Origin of the sequence: Priestia sp. SIMBA_032, assembly GCF_046535215.1 — a bacterium.
Taxonomy (GTDB): domain Bacteria; phylum Bacillota; class Bacilli; order Bacillales; family Bacillaceae_H; genus Priestia; species Priestia aryabhattai.
Genome location: NZ_JAWRXD010000014.1, coordinates 16,735 through 36,309, shown reverse-complemented (window position 1 = coordinate 36,309; position 19,575 = coordinate 16,735). Strand labels below are relative to the sequence as shown.

At 37.8% G+C, this 19,575-nt stretch carries 22 protein-coding genes; 7 read left to right on the top strand and 15 right to left on the bottom strand.

Annotated features, from left to right (window positions below):
- Positions 1 to 158 precede the first annotated feature (158 nt).
- The 4 genes from kynU to kynB all read left to right on the top strand — a co-directional run bounded on the left by kynU (position 159) and on the right by kynB (position 4,565).
- Positions 159 to 1,445 carry a kynureninase gene (gene kynU / locus SB717_RS25635; protein ID WP_410905312.1) on the top strand — a complete coding sequence of 429 codons (1,287 nt, stop codon included), beginning with the start codon at positions 159 to 161 and terminating at the stop codon, positions 1,443 to 1,445.
- 117 nt (positions 1,446 to 1,562) lie between these two features.
- Positions 1,563 to 3,005, top strand: coding sequence for an amino acid permease (locus SB717_RS25630; RefSeq protein WP_074679534.1), 1,443 nt, complete (start codon positions 1,563 to 1,565; stop codon positions 3,003 to 3,005).
- A gap of 45 nt (positions 3,006 to 3,050) precedes the next feature.
- Positions 3,051 to 3,905, top strand: a complete 855-nt coding sequence (gene kynA / locus SB717_RS25625; RefSeq protein WP_410905310.1) for a tryptophan 2,3-dioxygenase — start codon at positions 3,051 to 3,053, stop codon at positions 3,903 to 3,905.
- 33 nt (positions 3,906 to 3,938) lie between these two features.
- Positions 3,939 to 4,565 (top strand): arylformamidase, encoded by a 627-nt coding sequence (gene kynB / locus SB717_RS25620; RefSeq protein WP_410905308.1) that lies wholly within the window; start codon positions 3,939 to 3,941, stop codon positions 4,563 to 4,565.
- Between the two features lie 118 nt (positions 4,566 to 4,683).
- Here kynB and SB717_RS25615 read toward each other — a convergent pair whose 3' ends face one another.
- The 12 genes from SB717_RS25615 to SB717_RS25560 form a co-directional block, all read right to left on the bottom strand.
- Complete coding sequence (locus SB717_RS25615) at positions 4,684 to 4,887, bottom strand: 4-oxalocrotonate tautomerase (protein ID WP_029714227.1); 204 nt, start codon at positions 4,885 to 4,887, stop codon at positions 4,684 to 4,686.
- Positions 4,888 to 4,964: 77 nt separating this feature from the next.
- Complete coding sequence (locus SB717_RS25610) at positions 4,965 to 5,753, bottom strand: 2-keto-4-pentenoate hydratase (protein ID WP_074679529.1); 789 nt, start codon at positions 5,751 to 5,753, stop codon at positions 4,965 to 4,967.
- Between the two features lie 2 nt (positions 5,754 to 5,755).
- On the bottom strand, positions 5,756 to 6,781 hold the full coding sequence (gene dmpG, locus SB717_RS25605) for a 4-hydroxy-2-oxovalerate aldolase (RefSeq protein WP_098621676.1): 1,026 nt from the start codon (positions 6,779 to 6,781) through the stop codon (positions 5,756 to 5,758).
- A complete protein-coding gene (locus SB717_RS25600; RefSeq protein WP_410905305.1) occupies positions 6,771 to 7,688 on the bottom strand; it encodes an acetaldehyde dehydrogenase (acetylating) in 918 nt (305 codons plus the stop codon). Before SB717_RS25600 ends, dmpG begins: the two co-directional genes overlap by 11 nt.
- 23 nt (positions 7,689 to 7,711) lie before the next feature.
- Positions 7,712 to 8,491: a 2-keto-4-pentenoate hydratase gene (locus SB717_RS25595; RefSeq protein ID WP_410905303.1), complete on the bottom strand. Its 780-nt coding sequence runs from the start codon at positions 8,489 to 8,491 to the stop codon at positions 7,712 to 7,714.
- 24 nt (positions 8,492 to 8,515) lie between these two features.
- Positions 8,516 to 9,985 (bottom strand): aldehyde dehydrogenase, encoded by a 1,470-nt coding sequence (locus SB717_RS25590; protein WP_098621673.1) that lies wholly within the window; start codon positions 9,983 to 9,985, stop codon positions 8,516 to 8,518.
- On the bottom strand, positions 9,982 to 10,455 hold the full coding sequence (locus SB717_RS25585) for a RidA family protein (RefSeq protein ID WP_074679518.1): 474 nt from the start codon (positions 10,453 to 10,455) through the stop codon (positions 9,982 to 9,984). Before SB717_RS25585 ends, SB717_RS25590 begins: the two co-directional genes overlap by 4 nt.
- Positions 10,427 to 11,470: an amidohydrolase family protein gene (locus SB717_RS25580; protein WP_410905301.1), complete on the bottom strand. Its 1,044-nt coding sequence runs from the start codon at positions 11,468 to 11,470 to the stop codon at positions 10,427 to 10,429. Before SB717_RS25580 ends, SB717_RS25585 begins: the two co-directional genes overlap by 29 nt.
- On the bottom strand, positions 11,455 to 12,003 hold the full coding sequence (locus SB717_RS25575) for a 3-hydroxyanthranilate 3,4-dioxygenase (protein ID WP_028414764.1): 549 nt from the start codon (positions 12,001 to 12,003) through the stop codon (positions 11,455 to 11,457). Before SB717_RS25575 ends, SB717_RS25580 begins: the two co-directional genes overlap by 16 nt.
- 88 nt (positions 12,004 to 12,091) lie before the next feature.
- Entirely contained in the window at positions 12,092 to 12,649 is a 558-nt protein-coding gene (locus SB717_RS25570; RefSeq protein WP_098621672.1) for an NADPH-dependent FMN reductase, read from the bottom strand.
- Between the two features lie 56 nt (positions 12,650 to 12,705).
- Positions 12,706 to 13,251 carry an FAD synthetase family protein gene (locus tag SB717_RS25565; RefSeq protein ID WP_029714217.1) on the bottom strand — a complete coding sequence of 182 codons (546 nt, stop codon included), beginning with the start codon at positions 13,249 to 13,251 and terminating at the stop codon, positions 12,706 to 12,708.
- A gap of 87 nt (positions 13,252 to 13,338) precedes the next feature.
- Positions 13,339 to 14,817 carry a 4-hydroxyphenylacetate 3-hydroxylase family protein gene (locus tag SB717_RS25560; protein ID WP_410905298.1) on the bottom strand — a complete coding sequence of 493 codons (1,479 nt, stop codon included), beginning with the start codon at positions 14,815 to 14,817 and terminating at the stop codon, positions 13,339 to 13,341.
- A 374-nt stretch (positions 14,818 to 15,191) separates the two neighbouring features.
- Here SB717_RS25560 and SB717_RS25555 point away from each other — a divergent pair, with 374 nt between their 5' ends.
- A complete protein-coding gene (locus SB717_RS25555; RefSeq protein ID WP_029714214.1) occupies positions 15,192 to 15,821 on the top strand; it encodes a Crp/Fnr family transcriptional regulator in 630 nt (209 codons plus the stop codon).
- A 96-nt stretch (positions 15,822 to 15,917) separates the two neighbouring features.
- Positions 15,918 to 16,577 (top strand): Crp/Fnr family transcriptional regulator, encoded by a 660-nt coding sequence (locus tag SB717_RS25550; protein WP_182005370.1) that lies wholly within the window; start codon positions 15,918 to 15,920, stop codon positions 16,575 to 16,577.
- A 168-nt stretch (positions 16,578 to 16,745) separates the two neighbouring features.
- Here SB717_RS25550 and SB717_RS25545 read toward each other — a convergent pair whose 3' ends face one another.
- Together SB717_RS25545 and SB717_RS25540 are read right to left on the bottom strand one after the other, a co-directional pair.
- Positions 16,746 to 16,988: a hypothetical protein gene (locus SB717_RS25545; RefSeq protein WP_410905296.1), complete on the bottom strand. Its 243-nt coding sequence runs from the start codon at positions 16,986 to 16,988 to the stop codon at positions 16,746 to 16,748.
- A gap of 384 nt (positions 16,989 to 17,372) precedes the next feature.
- The gene (locus tag SB717_RS25540) at positions 17,373 to 17,762 is read right to left on the bottom strand and encodes a carboxymuconolactone decarboxylase family protein (protein WP_410905401.1); all 390 of its coding nucleotides are present in this window, start codon (positions 17,760 to 17,762) and stop codon (positions 17,373 to 17,375) included.
- A 108-nt stretch (positions 17,763 to 17,870) separates the two neighbouring features.
- Between SB717_RS25540 and SB717_RS25535 the strand changes: the two genes are divergently transcribed.
- Positions 17,871 to 18,254: a MerR family transcriptional regulator gene (locus tag SB717_RS25535; RefSeq protein ID WP_367039783.1), complete on the top strand. Its 384-nt coding sequence runs from the start codon at positions 17,871 to 17,873 to the stop codon at positions 18,252 to 18,254.
- 329 nt (positions 18,255 to 18,583) lie between these two features.
- On the opposite strand, the gene SB717_RS25530 is transcribed toward SB717_RS25535, so the two are convergent.
- On the bottom strand, positions 18,584 to 19,564 hold the full coding sequence (locus SB717_RS25530; protein WP_410905294.1) for a carbohydrate kinase family protein: 981 nt from the start codon (positions 19,562 to 19,564) through the stop codon (positions 18,584 to 18,586).
- Between the last annotated feature and the right edge of the window lie 11 nt (positions 19,565 to 19,575).

Here is a 19,575-nt window from a genome sequence, read left to right as displayed (position 1 = left end):
TCTAGGATATAGAAGTTTTCACAAAACGAAAAGAAATAAAGAGAATTTATTACAAAAATTATTTTTTTAATTTTCAAAATTATATTATTGACACTGTGTCATATTCTTTGTTACGATTCTTCTAGGATACATATTAAGTAATGCAGAGGAGGAAAATTATGCAATTAAATACCTTTAAACCCACATTAGAGTATGCCAAACAGTTGGATCAAGAAGACTCACTTTCAAGTTTTCGTGACGAATTTTATTTAAAACCTGATTCCATATATATGGATGGAAACTCATTGGGGCTCCTTTCTAAAAGAGCTGAACGCAGACTTATAGAAGTGTTAAATGATTGGAAAGAACAAGGAATTGATGGATGGACTCAGGGGAAACACCCATGGTTCTCCTTGTCCGAAAAATTAGGTGAAATGAGCGCGCCGTTAGTTGGGGCTTCTAGCGAAGAAGTCATTGTAACCGGTTCGACAACAGTTAACCTTCATCAGCTTGTAGCTACTTTCTACAACCCAAAAGGAACGCGCACAAAGATTTTAGCTGATGAACTGACCTTCCCATCTGATATTTATGCGCTTCAAAGTCAGCTGCGAACCCATGGATACAATCCAGATACTCACCTTATACGTGTAAAAAGCCGCGATGGCCGTTTTTTAGAAGAAGATGACATTATTGAGGCTATGACCGATGAGATTGCTTTAATTATCTTACCGACTGTACTCTATCGCAGCGGCCAAATATTAGATATGGAACGATTGACGGCTGAAGCACACAAGCGTGGAATTTTAATTGGATTTGATGGCTGCCACTCTATTGGAGCAATTCCTCACTCCTTCAGTAAATGGGATGTTGACTTTGCATATTGGTGTAATTACAAGCACTTAAACGGTGGACCTGGCTGTGTAGGCGGTTTATATGTAAATAAAAAACATTTTGGAACAGCACCTGGTTTAGCAGGCTGGTTTAGTTCAAAAAAAGAAAAGCAGTTTGATATGGAGCACACATTAACACCTGCTGATTCAGCCGGTGCTTATCAAATTGGAACACCCCATGTTTTAAGTCTTGCTCCTTTAATTGGATCGCTAGAAATTTTCACTGAGGCTGGTATAGATAGTATTCGAGCTAAATCTCTTAAAATCAATCATTATTTAATGTATTTATTAGAAAAAGAGCTGAGTGACTTCAATTTTACCCTTGGAAGCCCTAGAGAAGATAAAAAGCGCGGAGGGCACGTAAGTCTTGAACATAAGGAAGCAGCGCGCATTTGTAAAGCATTAAAAGAGAATGGTATCATTCCAGATTTTCGCGCTCCGAATATTATTCGCCTTGCTCCTGTTGCTCTTTACACTTCTTATACAGAAGTTTGGGAAGTAGTACAAACTTTGAAAAAAATTATGAACGATAAAGAATATGAAAAATTTAAAAATGAACGTGAAGTAGTGGCGTAAAAGCTAAACTGCTTGTTTTTTTAACAAGAAAAGTAAGCGCTTTCTAAATCTTAAGGAAGCTATTTGACGTAGTTATGCAGCCAAACCATTATTTTGAAACTATGAAGGAGATGAAATATGAAAACCCACAATACTCAATTGCCAAACAAAGATGACGCAGAAAAGGGATTAAAACGAAATCTAAAAACAAGTCAATTGACAATGATTTCGATGGGCTGTGCAATTGGAACTGGACTGTTCTTAGGCAGTGGACTTGCGATTCAAACAGCTGGACCTAGTGTATTGGTTAGTTATGCCTTAGGGGCTTTTGTTGTATTACTTTTAATGGGGTGTTTGGCAGAAATGACAGTGGCCCACCCTACTTCTGGATCGTTTGGAACAATTTCTGAAAAATATGTACATCCCCTGGCAGGCTTTTTGGTTCGCTATTCATATTGGATAGCCAACGTTCTCGCCGTTGGAGTAGAAGTAAGTGCAATAGCCGTGTATATGAAGTACTGGTTTCCAAGCGTTCCGGGTATTGTCTGGATTTTAGTGTTTGCTACTATACTAATCTATGTAAACGCAACTAGTGTTAATACGTTTGCTACTTTTGAGTATTGGTTTTCTATGATAAAAATTAGTGCAATTGTGGGCTTTATTCTTTTAGGATCCTATGTTCTGTTTGGAACAGATGCACGCCCTAATATGGGTACAGGTAATTTTGTAAATGATGGTGGATTCCTTCCTTTTGGGTGGTGGGGAATGTGGGTAGCTGTCTTTATTTCCCTCTTTAGTTTCTTAGGAACCGAAATGATTGCAGTTACAGCTGGAGAAGCAAAAGAGCCTGATATAGCCGTTCCGAAGGCTTTAAAAGCAACTGTGTTTCGTTTAACTACTTTTTACGTTTTGACTATAGGCATCATGTTAATGATTGTTCCATGGAAGTCAGCTCAAGTTGATAAAAGTCCATTTGTGAAAGTAATGGAAATTCTGAATATCCCCGCTGCCTCTGGAATTATGAATTTTATTATTTTAACGGCTGCTTTATCAGCTATGAACAGTCAGTTATATGCTTCTACACGTATGATGTTCTCCCTCTCTCAAAGTAAACATGCACCAGCTTTTTTAGGGAGACTAAGCAAAAAAGGTGTACCGCTATGGGCCCTTGCTGTATCAACCTTGGGCATTTTTCTTGCGGCAGCAGTTAATGGACTGCTCCCAAGCTCTTCGTATGCCTTTATGATGGGTATTTCAATGTTCGGAGCTATGTTCACATGGCTTATGATATTTGTTTCTCACCTCTACTTCCGAAAAAAATGGGAGAAATCTGGTGGAAGAAAATTACCGGTAAGGATGCTTGGCTTCCCCTATTTTACGATTTTAGGAGCCATCTTATTACTCGGTTTGATGATTACCACCTGGTTTACAGATTTTAAAATTATGCTTCAATTTGGAATTCCTTGGTTAGCATTCTTATCCATTGCTTATTTTATCTCTAAGAAAAGAAAAGTTAACCATCACTTTGTAGAAGATATGGCTAATAGCAGCTTAAAAGAAGAATTAGAGGAATTACGTTAACGTTCAAGTTCAAGTTATTTTACATAAAAACAAGGGGGATACAAAATGAAAACTACAAATAACAAGGCACCAAATGCAGTTGAACTAGAGAAAGAACTTCAAACCGACTTTCAGAAATCTATGTCTTATGGAGACTACCTGTACCTTGATAAAATATTATCTAGTCAGCATAGACTTTCTAATCACCATGATGAAATGCTGTTTATTGTCATCCATCAGGCTAGTGAACTATGGATGAAACTAATTCTACATGAGGTAACAGCTGCTATTCAGTGCATCCGTGCTAATAACCTGGAACCTTCATTTAAAATGTTATCACGTGTTTCAAGAATTCAGCAGCAGCTAATTCAATCTTGGAGTGTTCTCTCTACGCTGACACCAGCAGAGTACATGGAATTTAGAGATAAATTAGGTCAATCTTCCGGATTTCAATCCTATCAAAATCGCCTAATAGAATTTGCTTTAGGAAATAAAAATGTCCATACACTCTCTGTTTACCAGCATGACACGGATTTGTATCAAAAAATGCAAACGGCTCTTCATGAGCCTAGTATCTATGATGCTGCTATTCACGCTCTTATGAAACGCGGATTACCAATAGATGAAGAAGTCTTGCAAAGAGATTGTTCACAGCCTTACGAACCGAATGCCACCGTAGAGGATGCGTGGCTTACCGTATACCGGAACGTTGATCAGTATTGGGACTTATACGAATTAGCAGAAAAATTAGTTGATATCGGAAATCAACAGCAAATGTGGCGATTTAGTCATATGAGTACAGTAGAAAGAATTATTGGAAACAAACAAGGTACAGGAGGATCTTCTGGAGTGAATTACTTAAAGAGAGCTCTGGATCAGCACTTTTTCCCAGAATTATGGAGCCTGCGAACTAAGTTATAAACATTTCTATAAAAAGATAGAGAGGTAATAAGAATGAGCAGATGGATTGATATTTCACAGCCTCTAGACAAAAAAATAGCAGGATGGCCTGGTGATACTCCCTTTTCTTATGAAGTGAATTGGAGTAAAGAAGAGACCGGTTCTGTAAATGTTGGAAAAATAACAATGAGTATCCATACCGGTACTCATATCGATGCACCTTTTCATTTTGATAATAATGGAAAAAAGGTTATAGATTTGGCCTTAGATTTATATATTGGACGTACAAAAGTTGTCCATATTCCAGCTAATAAAAGCATTGGAATAAATGAATTGTCCGATTTTGATTTAAAAGGTGTTACACGCTTATTGATTCGAACAGACGCGTGGCAAGATCGAAGTGTTTTCCCTGAAACCATTCCTTATATTGAACCAAGCTTAGCTCCTTACCTTGCTAAGCTTGGAATTCGCCTATTAGGAATTGATCTGCCTTCAGTAGATCCACTCGATAGTAAAGAACTAGCGGCTCACCATGAACTTGCATACCATAAAATTCACATTTTAGAAGGTGTTGTACTAGATAAAATTCCTTCGGGGGACTATGAACTAATCGCAGCTCCCCTTCCTTTAGCTGAAGCTGATGGAAGTCCTGTGCGCGCGCTGCTGAAAAAAACCGACTAACTTAAAGCTACTATTAAAAGAGCGATTCTTTTTCCTTAGATAGTTTCCGTTGTATACAAAAAAAGAGCGGTATATAAATATACCGCTCTTTTATTATAGCTAATCAAATTTTTTCACCTTATTTCTTCTTATTCATATCTATTTCTTTCCTTGATACTCCTGCAATTCCCCAGTGCGAAGATGGAACCTCGTTGACAATGATCCTTATTCTCTCCTTTTCAACGTGAAGACTGTTAGAAAGTGCTTCGGTTACTTCTACTAACATGTTTTTAATGTCTTTTTCTTCTCTTCCTTCCAAAAGGTGAACTTGTACAATCGGCATACTATCGACTTCCCTTAAAGTTTTCTATACAACAAAGGGTCTTTATATTCAGATGAAAGATTATTAAAAAATTCTAGTTAGCTGCAGCTGAATGATACGCTGCCTAATTCAGCAAACTGTGCATGGATACTATCACCTGGTCTAAAAGAAATGGCTTCAGATACCGCTCCAGTTAATACGATATCCCCTTTTTTCAACCCTTCTTTATGTTCACCTAGTTTATTAACCGCCCAGGCGACAGCTTTAGCAGGATGTCCTAATACGGCAGCACCCGCGCCTACCGTAGCAACCTCTCCGTTTTTAGACATCACCATTCCGATATTAGCTAGATTCACTTGGTCAGGCTTGATCCAATTGCTCCCTACAACAAAACGTGAAGACGAACAGTTATCAGCTACTACATCAGGAAGAGTAAATTTAAAATCCAAGTAACGGCTGTCGATAATTTCAAGAGCTGGTGCAACATATTTTACTGCTTTTAAAACATCTTCTTCAGTTAAGTTGGTTCCACAGAGGTCTTCCCCCATTAAAAAAGCAATTTCAGGCTCAGCTTTTGGGTGGATCAGCTGATTAAATACTATAGGTTCCCATTCAAGTCCCAGCATGTCGCTTGTTAAGTATCCATAAATTGCTTCATGTACCCCCATCATTTCCTGCTTAGCCTTACTTGTTAAACCAAGCTTTACACCTACTCGTTTTACACCGTCTTGTACTTTTCGTTGGATCAATTGTTTTTGCAAGCTGTAAGCGTCATCAATTGTCAAATCAGGGTAGCGTTCCGTCACTTTTGTTACTTCATATCCTTCTCTTTCTGCAGATAACAGATAGTCAACGATTTCTAAATTTCCGCTTTTCGTTAAAGGCATGATCACATTTCCACCTTTCTTTGAGCTAACTCAGCAGCCACGTCTAGAATCATATCTTCTTGACCGCCGACTGCTTTTCTTTTACCAAGTTCAAGTAAAATATCACGTGAATCCAAATTAAAACGCTTTGCAGCACGCTCTGCATGAAGTAAGAAACTAGAATACACGCCTGCATAACCCATTGCGAGGCTGCCTTTTCGAATCTCTTGAGAGCTTGGCAGGATAGGTCCTACTACTTCTTCAGCCAGATCCATTATTTTATACAAATCAATACCGACATCTATTCCTAAACGGTTTAACACGGCTATTAGTGCTTCAGTTTGAGTGTTACCTGCGCCGGCTCCTAAACAACGAACACTTCCGTCTATTCTCGTGGCGCCTTCTTCAATAGCAGCAAGCGTATTTGCAACAGCTAACGAAAGATTATTATGAGCGTGAAAACCAACTTCAACTTGAAGAGATTGACGAAGTGCTCTAACACGTTCACGAACTTCATGAGGCAAAAGAGCTCCTGCTGAATCAGTTATGTACACTCCTTGTGCCCCATAGCTTTCCATTAGCTTTGCTTGCTCCACAAGCTTTTCTACGGGTGCTGAATGGGCCATCATTAGAAAACCGAAAGTTTCCATCCCTAGCTTTCGAGCATATTCAATGTGCTGAGCAGAAACATCTGCTTCCGTCACATGTGTAGCTACCCGGACTAAGCCTGCCCCAAGACTATTTGCTTGCTTCAGCTCATGTACCGTTCCAATTCCCGGAATTAAAAGAACAGCAACGGTGGCTTGTTTCACTTCTTCTACCGCAGCCTCAATTAATTTCATTTCGTCAACGAGAGACTTTCCGTATTGCAGAGTCGAGCCTCCTAACCCGTCTCCATGACTAACTTCGATATAGTGCATCCCTGCATCGTCCAGCGCTTTCGCTACACTTTTTACTTGTGCTTCTGTGAATTGATGCTTGACTACATGACTTCCATCCCGGAGGCTGACCTCTGTAATCTTAATAGGCTTATCACTGTTACGTTTCATTCGTCATAGCCCTCTCTTTCTTTATTCCTCCATATAGACTCTCTTCGAGTTTATAGCGCGCATAATCTTCCGCAACCTTCGCTGCAGCAGCCGTCATAATATCTAAGTTACCAGCATAAGAAGGAAAATAATCTCCGGCTCCAGTTACCTCTAAAAAGACTGTTACTTGATCACTATCAAATAATGCTTCTTGCTTTAAATTATAGCCTGGTACATATTCTTGTACTTTTTTGACCATATCCTTGATAGCCTTTTGAATAGCTTCCTTATTCATATTTTTTACTTTACAATAAATTGTATCGCGCATTAAGATAGGTGGATCAGCCGGATTTAAGAGAATAATAGCTTTTCCGCAGTCTGCACCTCCTACTTTTTCAATAGCTTTTCTTGTGGTAACAGTAAACTCATCAATATTTGCTCTTGTTCCTGGTCCAGCACTTAGGCTAGAAATAGTAGCCACAATTTCTCCATATGTTACATCTGCAACTTGGTTGATTGCATAGATGATAGGAATCGTCGCTTGACCGCCGCATGTAATCATGTTTACATTTTCTGATTCAAGATTTTCTCCGAGATTAACAGGAGGACACACGAAAGGTCCTTTGGCAGCAGGAGTTAAGTCGATAACCATTTTTCCTAAGTCTTTTAAAATCTTTGCATGTCTAACGTGAGCCTTAGCCGATGTAGCATCAAACACAATTTCTGCTAGATCTGGATTTTCAGCAAGGGCTTTTATTCCATTGCTGTATGTTTGATATCCTGCTTCTCTCGCTCTTTTTAGACCATCTGAATCCGGATCAATTCCAAGAACAGCTGTTAACTCGATAAATTCGCTGCGCTGAAGCTTATACATCAAATCGGTCCCAATATTTCCTGAGCCAATAATTGCGGCTTTCACTTTTTCCACTACTCTTCACCTTCTTTCCGGTATTATTCAAAACGTACGGATACTGAACAAAGAGAGCCGAATTCTGCTTTTACTGCATCCCCGCTCGCAACTGGTACTGCTGCAGATAGAGCCCCTGGTAAGATTAATTCGCCGGCTTTTAGACAAATATCGAAATCAGATAGCTTATTTGCAAGCCATGCAACCGCATGTGCCGGATGCCCAAGGGCAGCTGCCCCAGCTCCTGTTGCAACAAGCTCTTTATTTTTATAGAGAAGCATACTAGTCGTACGTAAATCGGCTTGTTCAATTGTGGAATATTTATTCCCTACCACTACTTTGGCAGAAGAGCCATTGTCTGCAACCGTATCGACTAATTTGATTTTCCAATCGGCAATGCGACTATCAATGACTTCGATGGTCGGCACCACATATTTCGTTGCCATTAAGACATCTATATAGGTAACGTTTGGACCTTTTAAATCTTCTTCTAGAATAAATCCGATTTCCGCTTCAATTTTTGGCGCCACCATTGAATGAATGTTGATTGTTTCATTATCCGTTACTTTCATATCATCAAATAAGTGTCCATAATCAGGCTCACTAACTCCTAACATATCTTGCATGGCTTTACTGGTTAGACCAACTTTTTTACCAATAATCTTTTTTCCTTCTTCCAGCTTTCTCTTTACAATTTCTAATTGAATATGGTAAGAATCAGCTACTGATAAAGCAGCATGTCGTTCTGTAATAGGAGAAATTGGCTGATTCGTCTTTTCTGCTTCTAAAAGTTCTTCTGCAAGCTCACTAATAAGCGTACGCATCCGTTAATCACCTCTTTTATAGAGTTAAAGTTTCATCGTAATTGTTTTAGCTTCTGTATAAAATTCAAAGCTGTGCCGGCCGCCTTCACGACCAATTCCACTTGCTTTTGCTCCGCCAAATGGCGTTCTTAAATCACGAATATACCAGCAGTTGATCCAAAGTAACCCAGCAGTAACTCCAGAAGCAACGCGTTGTGCTCTTCGTAAATCGTTTGTCCAAACGACTCCTGCTAATCCATAAATAGAATCATTGGCAATTTGAATTGCTTCCTCTTCTGTTTTAAATGGAATAACAACAAGTACAGGTCCAAAAATTTCTTCTTGAGCTACACGCATTTTGTTATCTACGTCGTAAAGAACAGTCGGCTCATAAAAGTTTCCTGTTTCTAAACCTTCTACTCTTTTTCCTCCGCATGCCAGCTTAGCCCCTTCCGCCAAACCAATTCGGACATATTCATCGACCGTTTCGAAGTGACTTTGTGATACAAGTGCTCCCATGTTTGTCTCTTCACTCAGAGGATCGCCTACTTTAATATTTCTTACCGCTGCTGTGAACTTTTCAAGAAACTGCTTATAAATACTTTCTTGTACAAGTAAACGAGAACCTGCTAAGCATATCTCTCCTTGATTTCGGTAGATTGCTTCGATAGATCCTTTTACTGCTTCATCCAAATCCGCATCTTCAAATACAATATTGGCTGATTTGCCTCCAAGCTCTAGCGAAACAGGAATCAGGTTTTCTGCTGCATTTCGCATGACCGTTTTTCCTGTATTACTTTCCCCTACAAATGAAATACGGCGAACGGACGGGTGAGTAGACATAGTAGTCCCTACCGTATTCCCCGGACCTGTAATAATATTCAATACACCAGGAGGCAATCCAGCCTCGTTAGCGATTTCTCCAAGCATTACTGCACTTAACGGTGTATAAGAAGCGGGCTTAATAACCACTGTATTGCCAGATGCCAAAGCAGCCGAAGCTTTCCATGTCATCTGCATAAAAGGTAGATTCCAAGGGATAATGAGGCTTGTAACTCCCGCTGGTGAATACTTGGCATAGGACATGACATTATGCTTTTCGTAATGCTCATGCACCATATATTTAGCCATTTCAGCAAAGAAACGGAAGTTTTGAGCTGCTCGTGGAATATCAAACTCTCGACTTTCTTTAATAGGTTTTCCTACATCTAGCGTTTCTAAATAAGCTAGTTCATCTACCTTTTCCATAATTAAGTCAGCCATTTTACAAAGGATGGCAGAGCGCTCTTCAACAGGCATCTTGCTCCAAATACCGCTTTCAAATGCACGTTGAGCTGCGTCGATAGCGCGCTTTGCATCTTCTGTGCCGCCATTAGCTACAGAAGCTAATTTCTCATTCGTTGCTGGATTAAAGGTATCAAAGGTTTGACCGGATAGAGCATCTACGTATTCTCCATTAATAAAAAGCTTTGCATCTTTTACCGTCATTTTTTCAATAACTGCCTCTTTACTCATCGGATATCCTCCTCATCCTCAATCTCTAAAATCATTTCAATTTCTACAGCTGTGTTATTCGGGAGCTGAGCCATTCCTACAGCTGAACGGCCGTGTTTCCCTTTATCCCCAAATACTTTTACGAGTAAGTCTGAAGCACCATCCATTACTTTAGGCTGGTCCGTAAAGTCCTCCGTACTATTTACAAAACCAAGAATTTTAACGACACGCTTCACTTTGCTTAACCCTTCTAACTCGTAACTTACCGCACTCAATACATTCAGCATGGATTGCTGAGCCGCCTTATATCCCTCTTCAATTGTTAAATCCTTGCCTAACTTGCCGTGATATTGATCTACCCCTTGGCCAGCAGTAAACAATAAATTACCTGTTCGTACACAGCTGACGTAGTTTCCTACTGATGGACGAACCTTTGACAGCGTTAAGCCAAGTTCTTGTAATCTATTCTCTGGTGTTTGTACTGTCGGCATAAATGTCACTCCTTTTCTCTTGCCCGATGTTTAAAAACTTCGCGGCATTTCCACCTAACATATCTAATCTTTGTTGTTCAGTTAAATCCAGCGTTTCATCCAGAACTTTTCCCGGAACAACTTCACGCAGTAAAAATGGATAATCCGACCCCATAAAGATTTTTTCATGTCCAAACCGTTCAATCATGTACTTTATATTTAGTGGATCGTAGTTTAACGAATCAAAATAAAATTGCTTTGCATAGTAACTAGGAGGATATGTTGTCAGTCTAAGATGCGGCCACACTTCCCACCCTTTATCTAATCTAGGAAGAATATAAGGGAAAGATCCTCCTCCATGTGCAAAACAGACTTTTAATTTAGGGAATTTTTCCATAATGCCGCTCCATAGAAGAGTGGCAGCCGCTAGTGCTGTTTCACTTGGCATTCCTACGGTATACATAAAGTTATGGTTTGGCATTCGATCACGGCCTAACGTTTCCCACGGGTGAATGAAAATGGGCACTTCCCACCTTTCAGCCATTTGAAAAAACTCAATGAAAGACGGATGGTCTAAATTTTGACCATTGACGTTTGTCCCAATTTCAATTCCATGCAGTTTTAATTCATTCATGCACCGTTCCATTTCTTTAACAGCCGTAGGTCCGTCTTGCATAGGAACCGTCCCTAAACCAACAAAGCGATCAGGGTACGTAGCAACTGTTTCTGCAATAAAATCATTTTGGATTTTAGCCATTTCTAATGCATGTTCAGGCTGAGCCCAATAAGAAAAAGTAACAGGGATAGGAGATAACACTTGAATATCTACGCCTTCTTTATCCATGTCCGCTATACGTTTTTCAGGGCTCCATACTTGGTCCGTTACGTCTCTGAAATTTTTCCCTCCCACCATAATCGATGCGCCGCATGTACATGTACGTTCCAGCACGGGCCAGCGTTCACCGCCATATTTTTGAGCAAAATCAGGGAAACTTTCCGGAATGATATGTGTGTGAAAATCTATTCGCATTTCCATTCACTCGCTTCCGGTGCCATAACATGATTACACTTTTTACATGTGCGTAATTCTAAGCTGCTGTTGAACTCATGAATGGCTTCTTTTACTTGAACTTCAATATTAGTTAGCTGAACTTTCACACGATGCATTTCCGCATCACATTCATCACAGAACCATACAAAGTCTTCTAACTCCCCTTCACTTCTGTTTCGCTCGATAACAATACCGATTGTGTCTGCTACACGGTGTGGAGAATGCGGAACGTTTGGAGGAAGTAAATACACTTCTCCTTCTTTCACCGTTACAACTTCACGTTTGCCTTCTTCATTAATGATTTCAACATAGCAATCACCTTTTAATTGATAAAAGATCTCTTCAGAAGGATCTACGTGGAAGTCACGGCGTTTATTGGGTCCTCCCAAAACCATAAACATCAATTCTGAGTCTTTCCATACCACTTTATTGTTTACGGGTGGTTTTAATTGATCTTTATGCTCTTCGATAAACTTCCAAAGATTTAATGGTTTAGATGATTGAATAGTATTTGTCATTGAGATAAGCTCCTTTTAATAAATTTTAATTTTCAAAAAATAACGGTTGGTTTGATTGCACTTAAAATACTAAGATCTTAAAATATGATTAATTCAGGATTTCCAGCTCGCTTACTTTTAGCTTTTTCTGCATGTAGACAACTTCGTTTGCTAAATGTTTAATACGATCTAATACTTCCGGATCTGCTACCTCATTCTTTTGATTAAAGTGAGTCGTATGAGCATAGACATAACTCGGTGCCACAAAAGCACGAAAGTAACCCGCAATAGGCTTTAACTGATTTTCAATGACTAAATAATGCTGATACGTCCCGCCTGTGGCGATAAACCCCATTACTTTATTTCGAAAAACCTGTGGGTGTATTAAATCAAATACATTCTTAAGAGCACCCGTGATTGACCCTTGGAAGATAGGTGAACCAATTACATAAAAATCAGCGCTAGAAATAATTTCAATGACTTTTTTAGTATCTTCTGAATAAGCAGCAGGATTGCGTCCATCACAAAATTGGATAGTATAATCTCGTAAATCTAAAAATTCAATTTCGATATCTGGATGCTGCAATTTAGCTTCTTCAAGTACTTGTTGAACAACAGCACCTGTTTTAGAACCTATAATCGTGCCTGATATGCCTAATAATTTCATTTTTCACTTTCCTCCTTCTAAAGAAGTCTCATACTTATCTTTAAACACTAATGTTTTTATACATATTCCTTTTGTAAAGACCAGCCTAATAAATCATTTGATTGTTCAATTGCACCTTGCTGGATTAACTGGCGAATTCTAGTAGAAGAAATTCTTGTTCCTTCTGCACAACAGACAGGCGGGATGATATCTACGAGAAAGTGCTTTGCTAGCAGCTTAATATCTCCTTCTCTATTTCGGCCGAAACGAAAATCGTTGCCTACTATGATCTCCGATGGATTAAGCTTTTTTAAGTTACTGATAAAATCGATTGATGGGCGCTTAGCGTATAATTCATCAAAATGGATAATAACTGCGTAGTCTACTCCTAACTCTGCTATCAGATTTACCTTTTGATCAATGAGCGTTAACACTTGATCTTGTTGAAAATGAAAACGAGGAGGAGGATCAAATGTATAAACAACGCTAGGTACCTTTAAAGCTTTGCTTCGAGTTACAGCTTGCTTAATCACTGCTTGATGTCCTTGATGCACGCCATCAAATGCACCTATAGCTATTACTGATGCTGGTAAAGTTAGTATTCCATCCTCATACCGCTGCATCTTTAGACCTCCCTTATTAAGAACGTCATGAACCTAGACTCTGTATCTATTAACAAAGTTCATTTTTAGATAAAAAGAGTATGGGTATCAGCTGTTTGTTACTTCTTTCTTTTTAACTTCTGTATTTAAAGCAGCATCTACCATGGCAAATGAATGGCTGCGCTTGTAGCTATTGTAGAAAATAGCTCTTTTACGGATTGGATCTCCTGTATAGTATCTCTCGTATTGAAGTAACCTTTGGCCAAATGCTTCTCCACATAAATCCCACGCTAATTTAAATAATTGAACACGATCTATAGCAGGCACCCCTTCTCGGCCTCCATAATAACGATTTAAATCCTCTCTTAATTCAAGATTTTCAAAATCCGCTCCTGTAGGAGACATAAGCAAGCCGCCTGCACCAATTGTTTGCATGACTTCAATAGCACGAGGATACATTTTAGGAAGCAATCCACGAATTGTTTCTAAAGCCGTTTCATTTGGAAGAGCTTCTCCTTTTTCATTAATCGTATACTCATACTCTGATGTTCGAAGCAAAGCCCTAATGGATTCTACTGACTGTATCAACTCCCCTAAGCTCTCTTGAACGTTTAGATATCCGTCTACACCAATTGCATCCGCTACTTTACAAGCTACTTCCGTTGCAAATTGAAGTTTAACTAATCCTCTTACGCCAGATTGATGTGCCGGTTGCTGAGCGATTCCTGTTTTAGGATAAAGAAGATTGGCAGCTTCAATATTGTTATATAAAAACACTCGGTTCCAAGGAATCAGCACATCGTTAAAAATCAAGACTGCATCCATCTCTTCAAATCGAGAGGCTAGCGGATGATCAAACACTGATCTTGTTCCGTCTTGCATAGCTTCTCGACAAAGAATTCGAAGTCCCGGTGTATCAATCGGCAGCGCAAAAGCAAGTGCGTAACGTTCATCGCCAGGTTTAAACCCTGGGAACGAATAAACAATCACTTCATCGGTAATAGGTGAAAGTGTAGCTAGCATTTTAGCTCCTTTTACAACAAGTCCTTCTGGCGTTTCTTTGACAGCACCTAAATGAGTAAAAAGATCTTGCTGTTCATGGGAGGCTTTGCTTCGGTCATTCTGTGGGTTGATAATAGCATGAGTTAAAAACAAGTCATTATCACGAATATAACGGTAATAATCTCTTATATTTTTGCCCCACTGTTCATTGTAATGATCTAGGAAACTAGCATTATGAAATAAAGAAGTGACTACAACATTTAAGAAATCCGGTGTTCTTCCCATCAGTCCAAAGGTAGCTTTTGCAAATGCTTCAAACACTTCTCGGCGGGCTACTAAGTCTTCGTAACTTTTAGGAATTAAGAAAGCATTTGATATTCTCTCTCCTGTTTCTTCACAAATATGAGTAATTTTCTCTTGGTAAGCCGGGTCATGCTGCATATCGTACAACTTCGCAATTTCTAAAATAGGCTGTTGAAACACCTTTTCTTCAAATACATTTGTAATTTTTCTGCCTCCTAACCAAATTTCTGGCTGGCGTGACTTTAACGCATCAATATATTGAGCACCTGTACGAATCCCCATATTTGTTCATCCCCTTAAGGTTTATAGTAATTAATTGAATTATAGTATTTGAATTTTTTCAGGGGTGTAGTCTCGTTAACATTTTTTTGGAGTTTTTTATTTTTGGAATGGACGGAGCAGCTCGAATAAGAAATTTATATGATTGCATTTACGCATTTTTCGCTTTAAGATATTGTAGAGAGCGCAACGTTTTTATAAAAATATTGGCTTATTAAAAAAGAGAGCAAATAAAGCGCATATTATTGTAAGCGCTTACTTATCTTGTTTTTTATAGCAACGTAAATAAAATGCCCTACCCTATAGTGTGTTACTTGATCTTACAATTGTCTTTTCAATTTTTTAAGCGTATCTTATATTTTGGTTAAGGAGTGAGTATCATGGCTATTCTCTTCAATCATGAAAATAATTTCAAAAACTACTTAATGTACGGAAAAAGGCAATATATGAAACAAAAAAATGTGGTATATGAACAAGGAGACATAGGAGAAGGATTTTATTACTTGGAGAATGGATTAATTAAAGTCCATACCTCTACCCCATTAGGGAAAGAACGCGTGTTAAACATTGTATTGCCAGGTCAATTGTTGGGAGTCCAAGCAATGGACCAGCAAGCTCATTTCACTACTGCTACTACGGTAAAAGATTCCGTACTATATTATTTTAGTTATGACGATTTTAAAAAGCTTATAACTATTCACCCGCCCATACTAAACCTTATTACAAAAAGTATTATTCAAAAAATGCATATCTTAGCTGAACAAATTAATTTACATACGTTAACTACCGAACAGCAAATCGCCGCTGTGCTTTTAAACATCTATCATGACTTTAAAAGCTATGAAATTCCTTTAACACAAAAGGACTTAGCAACGTGTACCGGTTTAACAAGGATTACGGTTTATAAAACGTTAAAAAAATGGAAAGAGAAAAAACTAATAGATAGTAAAGATAAAAGATTTCTAATTAAGAACCCGGATCTGTTAAAAAACTATCTCTTTCAGTGATAAACGCTTTGGTCACGTTATCAAAGTAAGGAATAATGCTCGATGCAGTAAATGTTTCTGTACGTTTAAAATACACGTTTATAGAAAGGTGATTAAATGGTAAACCTTCGATACATATGGCGTCCCTTTTTAAAGTATGGACAGATGATAAAATTAGAAGAAAACACCACAATCTATTATCAAGGAGAAGTTGGTAAAGGATTTTATTATTTAGATAAAGGCAGTGTAAAGATTACTCTCTTAACTGAGAAGGGAGCAGAACGTACGGTTAACTATGTACCTGAAGGCATGTTATTGGGGGAAAACGGTATTAATAAAGAGCCTTATTTAACAACTGCTGTAACCACAACTCCATCCGTTTTATATTATTTTACTAATGAAGCAATGTTAAAAATATACGAGGAGGAACCGAAAGCAGTCATTCTCTTTACAAATTCTCTTCTCTATAAGTTTAGACTGCTAGCAGAAATTATTACGTTTCTTAACCTCCCCGTTGAACAACAGATGGCTCATTATTTAGTAAAGCTCGTAAAAGAAAATGAGGAATTTCCCTTTAATCAAACATCCTTTGCCCGCTACGTTGGGACTTCCCGTATTACTGTGAATAAAATTATTCAAAAATGGAGTAAAGAAAAATTGATTGAGCTGTCTAATCAAAATATTTATATTAAAAACATCAGTAAACTGAAAGAAATAAGAGATCAAAACAGCAAAAATATAGGAGATTTAGATATGTTAATGCTGCCATTAATGTGATTATAAATATGCTTGTGATGGTGCTTTGCACATAGAAGATATGGATGGAAATACAGGGCAAGTGAAAACATAATTGAATAACAAAAAACGAACCACGAATCAAATGTGTTGATCAACGGTTCGTTTTTCACTTGGGCTAAAATACTTTTCTCCGTCTCTTTCACCCTTTTAATATGTATGTGTAACTAATACAAAAATGAAAAATAAACACCAAACAGTTCCTAAAACCATAAGCGAGATACGCAAAAGTGTCTCTGCTGAAACCTTAAATATTTTTCCGATGATATCAAAGAAGATTTCTACTATCCAAATATCCGGAGCGGAACTAATTTCATCATACGAACGCTTCCATCCCCCATAAATAAAGAGGAACCCTACTAAAATCATACAACAAATAATAACAACTGCCATTTAAGTCCTGCTTTCTTTTATCTTTAATTGTATACGTTATATATATTGTTATAAATACAGCTTACTTATCAAGCACTATTTTTCACCAGTCTGTGCAAATGTCCGAATCCATCCAATGGCTGATGAAATTAAACGGCATCGTGGAGGCTTGGGATTTGACTTTTATGTTCAAATATATCGTTTGCTAACGCATGATAGGCCTTTTCAACGTAATCTTTTGGATGATTGTTTTTTGCTGAAAAATATATTTATTCTAAGGTTAATCTTGTATCACAAATCATGTTTTTTAGGGTACTACTACGATTTATTATGTTTCCCCCTGATCAACACGTACCTCTGTTTAAAAGTTCAATTAAAATCGACTTGCCCTATATACATATGCCTTTATTTCAAAGTTACGGTTAAGTCTCTTTCTGTAAAAACTTGTTTAGCAATAAAAATAGCATTTAACACTCTAGGAAAGCCAGTGTATGGAATACAGTGAGTAATGGCTTCTACTATTTCATGTGGTGTGAGACCTACATTAAGCGCAGCATTAATATGAACATTTAATTGTGGTTCACACCCTCCTTGTGTCGTAAGCGAGCTTATCGTAACCAGTTGTTTTTGCTGTAGGTTAAGTCCTTTTCTTGTATAAATATCTCCAAAGGCAAATTCAATGACGTATTTTCCAATGTCAGGAGCAATGTCTTTTAATGATTCAATTACTCGTTTTCCACCCTCTCCATCTACTTCCATTAACGTTGTCCAACCATTTTCGTAACGTTCATTCATCAACTGAATCTCTCCTTACAACTGAGTTATTTTATTTACAAGTTAGATATTACGCTTTAGAGCGCGCTCTAAAGCAAGCACTTTATTTCTCATGTTATAATAATTAATATGGAAAATTTATTCAGTATTCAACAAGTAGCAAGTATGACCGGTCTTTCTACACATACTTTGCGTTATTACGAAAAAATTGGATTAATAAAAAATGTACAAAGAGCCCAAACCGGATATCGGCAATATACAGACGTTGATCTAGCTTGGATTCAGTTTTTAATTCGTTTACGTGTTACAGGAATGCCTATGCTTAAAATGAAGCAGTTTTCTGATTTGCGACAGAAAGGAGATTCTACTATTACGGCAAGAAAGGAATTGTTAGAAGAACATTATAAAGATGTCTTAGGCAAGATAGAGGAACTAGAGTTAAATTCGCAGAGAATTGAAGAAAAAATTGCGCACTATAAAAAATTAGAGACAGTGGAAAACAAACAATCTTAATAACTATAAAGAAGAACTTGAAACACATTTTTCAAGTTCTTTTCATAGTACCTAGGCTAACATCAAACAGAAGGTGCTGGATTTATATATTTAATAGAGACGAGATATTTCCACCTAATACTCTATCTATAACTTCTTGACTAGATGTATGACGCTTAACAGCCTGTAGATGTAAATATCGATCTCCATATGGAAAATCTGAACTAAATTAACGTTCTCTGAGGTATTTCTTTTATAGTCAAAGACAAGGCGTATATTGTATAAAATGGCTTTGCTATAGGACTAATATAAAATGGTGTCTAGTTATTGTATTATTACTGCTAGGCTGTTTATACACTAGTAATTTCTATTTCTTCAATATTTGGCAGTGCTTCAATTGCTCCTATCTTTGTACATACCAGCGCTCCAACTCGGTTTGCAAATGCAATAATGTCGAGTAACTGATCGAAATCATTTTTAATGGATTTGATATTCTGTGTATTAGCTAATTTGAACAACGTTGCACCTACAAAAGCATCCCCAGCTCCTGTAGAGTCAATTGACTTAATAGGAATACTCTTCACTAGTTCTTTTTTTCTACTATTAGATATTAATGTTCCCCTTTTTCCAAGAGTAACTGCTACAATTTTAGCTCCCATTTTATGTAGGGTATCAACACCTACTTCATGATTCTTAATGCCTGTGATAGTCTCTAATTCTTCATCACTTACTTTTACAAAATCACTTAAAGCAATAGCTTTCTTTGCGATTGAGATGAAATCTATTAATCTTCCTTTCCATAAATCTCTTCGATAGTTAGGATCAAAAGAAATAAACTTTCCTTCCTCTTTAGCACTAGAGATAAGGCTTAAATAAGTTTCACGGAATGGAGAAGTTAACATTGCCGTAGCTGAACCAAAATGAAGGATTTCAGCTTTATTTATTTCATTTAGGTTAATGTCCTCCATTGTCATTAAAGCGTCAGCTCCCCTATGAAATACAAAGTCTCGCTCACCATTTTCTTGTAGAGACACAAAAGCTAGGGTAGTTGCTACCTTTTCATCCCAAGCAAGCATCGAGGTATCTACGTTTAATGAATTTAAGGTTTCTTCTAAAAAGTAGCCGAATGGGTCTTTACCTACTTTACCACTAAACGATGCATTACCCCCTAGTTTTGCTATAGTTGCGCATACATTTGCTGGTGCTCCACCGGCATTTTTTAAAAATTGGCGTCCCTCTATTAAATTGGAATTAATATTGCTACAAAAGAAATCAATTAATAATTCTCCTACACAAACAACTGGAGCATTTTCACTTATGCTATTTTGCACTTATATCACAC